The sequence below is a fragment of the Yeosuana marina genome, assembly GCF_011762485.1.
GTDB classification, from domain to species: Bacteria; Bacteroidota; Bacteroidia; order Flavobacteriales; family Flavobacteriaceae; genus Yeosuana; species Yeosuana marina.
The window spans coordinates 209,510-219,475 of sequence record NZ_JAAKGI010000046.1; the positions used below are offsets into that span (position 1 = coordinate 209,510).

At 33.0% G+C, this 9,966-nt stretch carries 9 protein-coding genes, 1 tRNA gene and 1 pseudogene; 7 read left to right on the forward strand and 4 right to left on the reverse strand.

Annotation, left to right across the window (positions count from 1 at the left end; all coding sequences use genetic code 11):
• Positions 1 to 42 precede the first annotated feature (42 nt).
• The 3 genes from G5V56_RS18620 to udk are packed head-to-tail and all read right to left on the reverse strand — an operon-like array spanning position 43 to position 2,341.
• Positions 43 to 1,413 (reverse strand): methylmalonyl-CoA mutase subunit beta, encoded by a 1,371-nt coding sequence (locus G5V56_RS18620; protein WP_166968001.1) that lies wholly within the window; start codon positions 1,411 to 1,413, stop codon positions 43 to 45.
• Positions 1,406 to 1,735 (reverse strand): FtsB family cell division protein, encoded by a 330-nt coding sequence (locus G5V56_RS18625; RefSeq protein ID WP_166968003.1) that lies wholly within the window; start codon positions 1,733 to 1,735, stop codon positions 1,406 to 1,408. Before G5V56_RS18625 ends, G5V56_RS18620 begins: the two co-directional genes overlap by 8 nt.
• Positions 1,736 to 2,341 (reverse strand): uridine kinase, encoded by a 606-nt coding sequence (gene udk / locus G5V56_RS18630; protein WP_166968005.1) that lies wholly within the window; start codon positions 2,339 to 2,341, stop codon positions 1,736 to 1,738.
• Between the two features lie 177 nt (positions 2,342 to 2,518).
• On the opposite strand from udk, the gene G5V56_RS18635 reads away from it, so the two are divergent.
• The 3 genes and pseudogenes from G5V56_RS18635 to G5V56_RS18645 all read left to right on the forward strand — a co-directional run.
• A tRNA-Pro gene (locus G5V56_RS18635) sits at positions 2,519 to 2,593 on the forward strand.
• 248 nt (positions 2,594 to 2,841) lie between these two features.
• Positions 2,842 to 3,276: an Arm DNA-binding domain-containing protein gene (locus G5V56_RS18640; RefSeq protein WP_166968007.1), complete on the forward strand. Its 435-nt coding sequence runs from the start codon at positions 2,842 to 2,844 to the stop codon at positions 3,274 to 3,276.
• A 1-nt stretch (position 3,277) separates the two neighbouring features.
• Positions 3,278 to 3,400: pseudogene (locus G5V56_RS18645) on the forward strand (transposase); the annotation flags it as partial.
• Positions 3,401 to 3,603: 203 nt separating this feature from the next.
• On the opposite strand, the gene G5V56_RS18650 reads toward G5V56_RS18645, so the two are convergent.
• Entirely contained in the window at positions 3,604 to 4,611 is a 1,008-nt protein-coding gene (locus G5V56_RS18650; protein ID WP_166968009.1) for an alpha/beta fold hydrolase, read from the reverse strand.
• 675 nt (positions 4,612 to 5,286) lie between these two features.
• Here G5V56_RS18650 and G5V56_RS18655 point away from each other — a divergent pair.
• From G5V56_RS18655 to G5V56_RS18670, 4 genes are all read left to right on the forward strand, one after another.
• On the forward strand, positions 5,287 to 5,766 hold the full coding sequence (locus G5V56_RS18655) for a thioredoxin family protein (RefSeq protein WP_166968011.1): 480 nt from the start codon (positions 5,287 to 5,289) through the stop codon (positions 5,764 to 5,766).
• Positions 5,767 to 5,806: 40 nt separating this feature from the next.
• Positions 5,807 to 6,982: a serine hydrolase domain-containing protein gene (locus tag G5V56_RS18660; RefSeq protein WP_206285923.1), complete on the forward strand. Its 1,176-nt coding sequence runs from the start codon at positions 5,807 to 5,809 to the stop codon at positions 6,980 to 6,982.
• A gap of 366 nt (positions 6,983 to 7,348) precedes the next feature.
• Positions 7,349 to 8,809: a serine hydrolase gene (locus G5V56_RS18665; protein ID WP_166968013.1), complete on the forward strand. Its 1,461-nt coding sequence runs from the start codon at positions 7,349 to 7,351 to the stop codon at positions 8,807 to 8,809.
• 140 nt (positions 8,810 to 8,949) lie between these two features.
• Positions 8,950 to 9,768, forward strand: a complete 819-nt coding sequence (locus G5V56_RS18670; protein WP_166968015.1) for a CPBP family intramembrane glutamic endopeptidase — start codon at positions 8,950 to 8,952, stop codon at positions 9,766 to 9,768.
• Positions 9,769 to 9,966 lie beyond the last annotated feature (198 nt).

Sequence of the window (9,966 nt, forward strand, 5' to 3'; positions counted from 1 at the left end):
TGTTTATATTTATTGTTTTTAATTGAAAAACTTCGTCCACCTTTAACCTTCTTTTTTTAAGCGTTCTTGTTCTAATTTTTCTGTTAATCGTTTTTCTATAATCGGTTCTATAAGTGTTTTTCTTTGGTTTGTTTTTACAAAAGGGTATAATTCTAATTCATGTTTCATACGGTCATTAGGGTTTGTATGTTTATTGCTTCCTAATATAATCTCTTTACCAGAATCAAACAATTCTTGTTCTTTTGCAGCACTTTCTTTTATTTTTCGTTGAATAGTTCCTTCTTTAAGTTGCTTAAGAAAACCGCCATTAGCCTCAATGTTTTTGAATAACTCCAATGATTTTTCAGCTAATTGATTTGTTAAGGTTTCAATATAGTAGGAGCCGTCTGAAGGATTATTAATTTTGTTGAAATAGCTTTCGTATTTTAAAATTAATAATTGATTACGCGCTATGCGCTCACTAAATGCGTTGGTTTTATGATAAATAGCATCATAAGGCAAATTGCATACTATATTGGCGCCTCCTAATATAGCACTCATGCATTCTGTAGTAGTTCGCAACATATTGGTGTTGTAATCATACAACGTTTTATTACGTTTAGATGGCGTTGCAAAAATTTGACAATCAGAATTAATTTGATATTCAGAACTTATCGTTTTCCAAAGTAGTCTCAGAGCTCTTAGTTTGGCTATCTCAAAAAAATAATTAGACCCTATCGCTACATTAAAGATTATCTGTAAAGATTCTCTTGTTTTGCTATCATTATTATTTAGGTGGTTGAGATATTCATTAACGTGAGCTGCAGCATAAGCTAATTGTTGAACTATTGTTGAGCCGGCGTTTTGATATAATGAGACGTCAATGCTTATCGTGTTTGTTTGTTTTAAAATAGCATCTAGCTTCTCGTGATCTTCTTGTAAGGAGCTAAACCAATTGCCGTTTCTGGCAAGATTTCCAATAATATCGGTTTGGATATAGCTGTTTTCTTTGTTTAAAATAGTTGAAAACGAATTGATGTATGTTTCTGAAAGAAATTGCAATTCAAAAAACAGTGGAGTAGAAGCAGGGTTTAAATCATGTATTAAATCCTTGATAGAAACCGTGTCTGAAGGGATGATGAATTTGATACTTTCGGCCCCTCTTTCAATAGCTTTTAGAGCCTTTTTATTTGATTTTTTAACATCGGCAACAAATATGGTTTGACATATATGCCATTTAGAGGTTTCTGTCTGTATAGTTTTATTTAACTTCTTAAATTCATCGGGATGATAGAAAGGTTTTACATCAATATCTTCGTTAGTTTTCCAAATAAGGGTGTTATTATAATCAGCTCCTCTAAGATCAAACTGTATTTGTTGTTTCCATTGTTTCGAAGATATTGAATCAAATTCATCAAATAAAAAATCACTCATTATTAGCTGTTTTTAAACTGTCTTCGTATTCAATAATAAATATTTCTTCGTTCTCACGTTTCATATAATATTCTTCACGAGCAAATTTCTCTAAGCCTTCTTTGGTACTTAACTTTTTAATTGTTTTATTATCTTTTTCAATTTCTTTTTGGTAGTAGTCTTTTTCAGCATTTAAATCATCAATATCAGAGTTTAATTCATGATGAATAAGCCATGAATTAGCATCAAAAAATAACATCCAAACGGTAAATACTACTAGTACGAGTACAAACACATTTTTGAATGGTTTTAAAATTTTAAATTTTTTATTGAATATTGACATTTAAAGTTTTTGTGTTATGATAGATCTAACAATATCAATGGCTACCGTATTATGTTTATTGTTTGGTATAATAATATCGGCATATTCCTTCATAGGTTCAATAAACTGGTCATGCATTGGTTTTAGCGTTGTTTGATAGCGCATTAATACTTCATCAATATCTCTACCTCGTTCGGTAATATCACGTTTTAACCTTCTAATTAAGCGTTCGTCGGTATCAGCATGCACAAATATTTTTATATCAAACATATCTCTCAATTCTGGGTTTGTTAGGATTAAGATACCTTCAACAATCATGACTTTCCTTGGGTGTGTTAATATAGTATCACCCGTTCTATTATGTTTAACGAAAGAATATACAGGTTGGTGCACAGCATGCCCATTTTTTAATTCTTTTAGGTGTTGCTCTAATAAATCAAAATCTATAGATCTTGGATGATCAAAATTTATTTTTATACGCTCATCATAACTTAAATGTGTAGTATCTTTATAATAAGAATCTTGAGAAATAACACCAACTTCACCTTCCGGAAGTTTTTTTATAATTTTGTTTACCACGGTTGTTTTACCGCATCCTGTTCCGCCAGCAATTCCTATAATTAGCATTAAAATTAGTTTTATGTGTTTTACAAATTTAATATTATTTATTTGGAATAATTTTAAGGATAATGATAATTTATATTGTATTTGATAATGAAATTTTAAAAATGAAAAAATGACTTTTTTTTTAATTTGTTAGAAAAGAAAATTATATATTTGCCACCCGTTACATGATAACCAATTCGGGGTGTAGCGTAGCCCGGTTATCGCGCCGCGTTTGGGACGCGGAGGTCGCAGGTTCGAATCCTGCCACCCCGACAAAATAGTATATCAATCTATATCAAAAACCTGTTAATCGTATGATTTACAGGTTTTTGCATTTTTAATGGTTTCATAAGAAATCAAAAAATACTGTTAAAAAAGTCAACAAATCGGATAACAAATTAATTTTTTAAAAAGTGTTGACCGAATTGTTAAAATTGAGCAATTAGTTGTTGGAATAAATGTATCTTTAAAGTGATTTGACTTTCGTCTGGTAGAAAACGTATTAACAAAAAGACGAAATCATGAAAACAACAGCAACTTTCAGCATTCTGTTCTGGGCAGACCTTTCCAGAGCAAAAGACAACCAAGCCTCTATTTACGCAAGAATCACTGTCAATGGCAAGCGTGCTACCATCAGTTTAAAGCGAAAAGTACCCATATCCGATTGGGACGCCCATAAGGGAAGGTCTCGAGGCACTAACCAAACCACAAGAACTCTTAACAACTATTTAGAGGAAGTAAACAGGAGCCTTTTTAAATGCTACCAAGATCTGAAATTGGAGTATAAGCTCATCACCTCCCAAGCTGTGAAGGCAAGATATCTAGTAGAAGATGAGCAAAACGATTCAGTCAATGATATCATTAAATACCACAATGATGATATGCAGGACAAGTTAAAGTTGAGTACCCAAAAGAACTATTATACCACGAAGAGATATCTATCGAAATTTCTTTAAAACGGTTGAACCTGTATTTGGAACATTGACGCAATATATGGGGCTACGAAAAATCAATACCCTTGGGCTCAAACAAGTCAACAAGGTTATACACATGCCAGCAATAGCCTATAATCTCAAGAAATAGTTAAAATTCATCCGTAAAACCGTTGAAAGTGATGCCAGAAATCTCATTTGTTTTCTGCTTTAAAAGCCATGATTAGACATGCAATAAAACCATTAGTATCCTTCAAATTTTGAATTATCAAAGCATTATTAAAAACCAAAAGCCCCTTATAAAGGAGCTTTTGATATTGTTTTTATGTTTTTTATGGGGTTGTGCAACGACTACCTGTGTTGGCGGCTTTTTTCTTTCACGATTTTAATGATGGTTTGATTAAATCTTTCAGCCTCTTCATCCGGCACTTCATGTCCTGATTTTTCAAACCAAATGAATTTCTTTTCAGGAGCTGTCATTTTGTTTAAATGGTTTTCTGCCACTACACTGGGTAAATTCCAGTCATGACGACCACCAATAAAATAAACAGGTATCTTTAATTCTGTGATATATGAAATATCCGTTGTGAAAGCAACACCGTTCATTCGGGCCGAGGTGTAGTTAAATGCTTCAAACCAGTTATAGTCTTTGTAATCTTCATACATCGTTTCCGCTTTCTCAATTTCTTTCGCAATACCTGCATCGTAAACTGTTCCTCCATATTTTAAAACAAGTTCGTACTTGCTCATAAAGCAATCCAAAATTGTAGCGCAAACAGTGCTGTCCTTTTTTTCAATTAAACCCAACTGTCGTAATGCTGTTGTATCATTCTTTTGTTGGGCTTGCTCTTTCAACCATTGCATAGAAACATCCCAGCTTTCTGACAGACTAATAACCTGTGAAACACCTATGTAGGCGTAATAATCATCAGGGTATTTCTCGGCCAGTTTCAAACCAATAACACTACCATAAGAAAATCCTACAAGAAATATTTTTTCTTTATTGAATTTCTTCTTTAAATATTGCGTTAACTCATGTGCATCATTGACCAAACTTTCAGGACTTAAGTTTTTCGGATTGGGATTATGCAGATAAGATTGACCGCAACCTGCTTGATCCCAAGAAACTAAAATCATTTCTTTAGTCAAATCAGCATTAAAATATCTCAAATGCGGTGTCTGTGGCCAACCTGGACCACCATGCAAGAACAGCAGTACAGGCAATTGGTCAGAGCTTCCCGTCATTTCAACGTATTGTTTTTCCCCACCTAATTCTACAAATGTTTTTTCCTGAACAGGTTTTGTACTTTCAGATAGCTTTTCTTGTACATTTTTTTTGTTTTGGTTTTGACAACCCATCAAAAGAACTAACGATACTAATAATATAAGGTGTTTGATTGTTTTAATAATTAAATCTCTTTTTATTATACTTTCTTTAAGGTCAAATATCTCGTCCTGAAATATGGTTACAGGTTAAAGATTGATTTACGCTGTTAATTTATATACCATATTAGGTATTTTGAAATCTAAAGATAAGTGTAATCTTATTTCGTTGTATAAATTAATTACATTTTTTGTAGCTTTTTTCGCGTGAGCTATATTTCTTTCTATGTGTAAGCATTTGATGATTTCTAAGGACATTAAATAAAGTGTCTATACCGACTTTATGATTTGCTTTAGTAAACTCATCATCTAATGATTTTATAAGTCTACGCGGACCTTCTCTAGGCAGGGACTTTCGTCTTTTCTTAACTATTTCAATAATATGTTGCTCTTGTTTTGACCACTTATCAGCTCTGTTTTTATACTTATAGTAAGCATTATGTTTATGACCAAAACAATTGGTTATGTTAGTTAAAGAAGCAAATCCCTTAGTTTTTCTTTGGTTTTAATTAAGGTTTGGCCGATTTAAATTTTTTTAAATCAATTCGTACAATTCATCCCTGAAAGACAACAATTGAGTAAATAAAATTAAACTAAGTGAATTTTATCACTGAATTTTGAATCGAAAAATAAAACTCAAGTAATAATTAAATGAAGAAAGTAAATAATTCATCCCTAAAATTAGCTCAAACCAAATCTCATCCATTTTGGCGATGGTTTTGGCTCACTTTTCTTGTTGGTTCTCTTGCTTACGCGTGGTATTCGTTTTATGTTCCGTCTAATGATATTGCATGGGCTAATCACATTACCTCTACTGAAATGCTTACCAACAATTCCAACAAGAATACGCTTCTTTTTTTCACAGGAAAGTGGTGTGTGCCTTGCAGAATTATGAAGCGTGAGGTTTTTGCAGACAATGAGGTCATGAAGGTGGTCAATTCTAAAGTTATACCAGTAATGATTGACATTGATAACCAACACTCCAAAGGGCTTGTAAAACAGTATAAGATTGGTACAACACCAACAATAGTTATTGTTGATTCTCAAGGAAACGTAATTGATTACGCAGTGGGGAAAATTGGGAAAAGAAAATTTCTTGAAATGGTTAATAATTTGAATACCAATAAATAATAAGTAATTTAACAACCTTGGTCTTGAAAAATTTGAAATTATGAAAAACAAAAAACAGCATAAAATTATGCAAAGTCTCCTTAATTCACAATTCCTACCCGTTATTGGGTTGGCCACCATAATGGCTATAGGGCCTTGCTCCTTTGCACAGCGCACCTCTAACACGGATTCAATTTCACAAAAACCATCCCAATGGAATCAGAAAGAGCATGAAGTAGCTATGGGAAATAAAATTCACGAGCTTCCAGAGGGATCGCCTATAGCTGCATTTAGTGCTGGTGGAACAAAAGAAAACATATTGGAAGATTTTATAAGAGAACAGAAAGTAGCCGGACTCCTTATTTTACAAGATGGAAAGATAAGGCTGGAACGCTATGCGCTTGAACATAACGACACTAACCTATGGTCTTCACTATCTGTTGCAAAATCTGTAACGAGCACGCTTGTGGGTGTGGCAATAAAAGATGGCTATATCAAAAGTGTGGATGATTATGTAACAGATTACTTGCCCGAATTAAAAGGAAGCGCCTTTGACCGTGTTAAAATCCGCCATCTCCTTACCATGACCAGTGGTGTAAAATGGAATGAGAACTATACAGATCCAGATTCTGACATCGCTGGATTTGATAGAGATACGACCGTAGATGGTATGAAAGCCATTGTGAGCTATATGCGGCGTTTGCCAGCCGAAGCAGAGCCCGGCAAGAAGTTTAATTATAGCACGGGTGAAACGCATCTTTTAGGTGCTCTTATTAGCTCAGCTACCCAGCAAAGTTTGTCGCACTACTTGTCCTCCAAAATATGGATGCCTTATGGCATGGAACAAACGGCTACCTGGAGATTGGATCGCACTGGTCAGGAAATGGCAGGTTGTTGCCTTCAAATGCGGCTCCGTGATTTTGGAAGGTTTGGACAATTCGTGCTTGAAGACGGATACATTAACGGAAAATCTATTGTGCCTGATGACTGGTTCAAGACAGCAACCCAAATACAAGTACCACTATGGCCTGGTGGAGGCTATGGATATGGTTGGTGGATCTTTAATAGCTATAGTTTTGAAGCATTGGGAATCTATGGACAGAAGATTTATATCGATCCTTCAAGGAAACTTGTGATTGCAATCAATAGTGCATGGCCAGAAGCCGATAGCAACAAGCGCCATTTTGCTGCAGCTAATTTTATAAAATCTATTACTGATGAGATTGATAAAGAGTAAAAGGTAAAACCTTGCAAAATACCACAAAGACACTGATGCGCTGGTTATTCAATTTACTCATACAACTGACCCTAAATTATACAACTGGAATTTAGTGGATATTAAATATGGTCGTTTATTGAAAATATTAAGAAAAAACTAGCTACAACATTTTGTATAAGCAATGGCAGGGAAAGTTGAAAGTATCAAGGTTTGTAACCCACTCAAACTTTACGAGGTTTGACATAGAAGTGTCACTCTCCTAAATGCTTTATGGACAGCCACTACTCAAACAATTTGCTATTGTAGCATATTTTAACAAACTGCAACATTCAAAAAATCATGTCGTCTTTAACACTATAATATCTAGTTTTAAACACAAAATAAATGAAATCAAAATTTTTACTATTAGTCATAGTAACAACTTTATTAAATAGTTGTAAAAACAATTATAATACAAAAACAAGTGATTTAATAAAAAACCATGAAAATCATTTAATCAAGGAGGCTTTGATAGATTCTTTGATGAGAACATGCTATAACCGTGGTGTTTTTAATGGCAATATCCTAGTTGCTAAAAATAATAACATAATATATCAAAATGAATTTGGATATTCTGATGCTTCAAAATCAAAAGCACTAAATCAAAATATGATATTTAATATTGGGTCCATAGGAAAGGAATTCAATGCCGTTGCTTTAATGATTTTAAAAGAGAAAGGGTTACTAGCTCTAGATGATACCATTTCAAAATTTGATTTGGAGTTGCCAGAATGGTCCAATAAAGTTACTATTAGGCATTTATTAAAGTATACTAGTGGATTGCCAAAAGTAAATTGGAGTTATGTTAAAAATGATGAAGATATATATTCAGATCTAAAACATATTGAGGATTTGAATTTCGAACCGGGATCAAATTATCTTTATAGCAATAATAATATATTTCTTCAAAGAAGAATCGTTGAAAAAGTATCTGGAATGCGTTTTAATGATTTTATACAAAAACATATTCTTATCCCAAGTAAAATGTTAAACACTGTTTTAGATGCAACTCCAAAAAACCCTCGATTAGTAGCCGCATTTAACAATGACATGGTTAATGATAGACCTATGGATATTGAATTCTCGGGCTGGGTATATCCTACTGTAAATGATATGTATCATTGGATAAGCAGTTTGCATTCAGGAAAGATAATTTCGAATGAATCGTTAATGCTGTTATTTGATTCTTTCTCTAAAAACAGCGAGTCTGGTTTAGGAAAAGGTATCTTTAAAAATAAAGAATTACTGCTTCATGAGCATCATGGGTCCTCTTTTAATTATGAATCTTTTATACATTATAATGCAAATGAAGATTTATCAATCATTTTAATGACAAATAATAAAAACCATAAACTACGTGATATTGCTGAGTCAATTGAAAATATCTCAAACGGAAGTTCTTTTTCAATTCCTCAAAAATCCATTTATCTTACCATAAGACAAAAATGTTATGACAATATAAATGAAGGTATTGCACTTTATAAAAGTTTAAAAAAGAACGACCTCAATACATATAATTTTTCGGATGAGAATCAATTAAATCAACTTGGTTATAAGTTAATTGAGAAAAATCAAATCGAGGATGCCATCAAAATCTTTAAATTAAATATTTCAGAATTCCCAAACTTAGCCAATGCATACGATAGTATGGGCGAAGCTTATTATCTTAATGGAAGCCATGACCTGGCATTAGTCAACTATAAAAAATCGCTAGAATTGAATCCAAAGAATTTGAATGCAATGGAAATGATCAAAAAAATTCAAAAAAATACACTGGTTACAACACTGCAAAAAACTAATGCTTAATCAAAGGTTAATGCGTATTGCTAGCTTCTTATTTTCCTGCGGATAAGGAAAAGGGAACTGGCGAAGCAAAATCCCTTGGACACAAAAGTGCACTATTTTTATACAATCACGTTAGTCATTAGTAAAAAACATATTCTAAAATGAAAAACTTATTTGCATCATCAATAATTCAGAACAAAGAAGAAAAAGAAAAATATCGTTGGCAAGTCGCAATAACTGTGCTTGTTCTTTTCATATTTGGTTCTTTAATAAACATCCCTTTTAGCAGAGAAGTCAAAAGATTGAATATTGAAGCGGGTCAGACAGATATCAATCTGAGTGCGTCAATTTTTGATGACTTAACTACAATTGCCATTAGTAGTCTAATATTGGGAATTATATTAGTTTTTATTGGTTTATGGGTTTCCTCAAGAGCTAATTTGGGAGCACCACTTCTTGCCAGATTTTTTTCTAAGAAGTTGACTAATAAATTAATAAGTTGGAAGGCCATCTTATCAAGTATTCTTTTAGCAACAATAGTAGCTTTATTCTTGTTAGGATTATTTGAATTACAAAAAGAATTTTATCCAGTTTTAAATAAACTTTCACGTCCATCCAAATCGTTTTATGCTCTTGTGTCATTCTCTGCCGGAATTAGCGAAGAAATTATGTTTCGGTTAGGCTTAATGTCGTTAATAATCACAATCATTCAACTTTTGAAAAAGATGGAAAATCCCTCGAATAAAATAGTCTGGACAGGCATATTAATTTCTGCCCTATTTTTTGGACTTATTCACCTTCCTTTATCGAAAAATTTTGTAGAGTTAACGCCTTTCACAATCGGTGTAACAATGATCGGAAATCTAATTACTGGTGCAACATTTGGGTGGATATTTTGGAAACGAGGATTGTTAGTTGCTATTATTGCCCATACTACTTTTGATTTAGTTTTTCACGTCATCGGGACACCGTACACATAAAAAATAACAAGGGCTAACAACTTATATAAAAAATAGTAGTTTCTGTGATAAACGAAAGTATAAACATAAATAAGGATCAATTATAAACTGAAAAATCCGCATGTAAAATTAGCTACTTCTCATATGTGTGCCGAGAGTAACGAACGGCTGAAAATCGTTACGCAACTGTTTATAAGATGGTGGAGCCGATCCACCGGT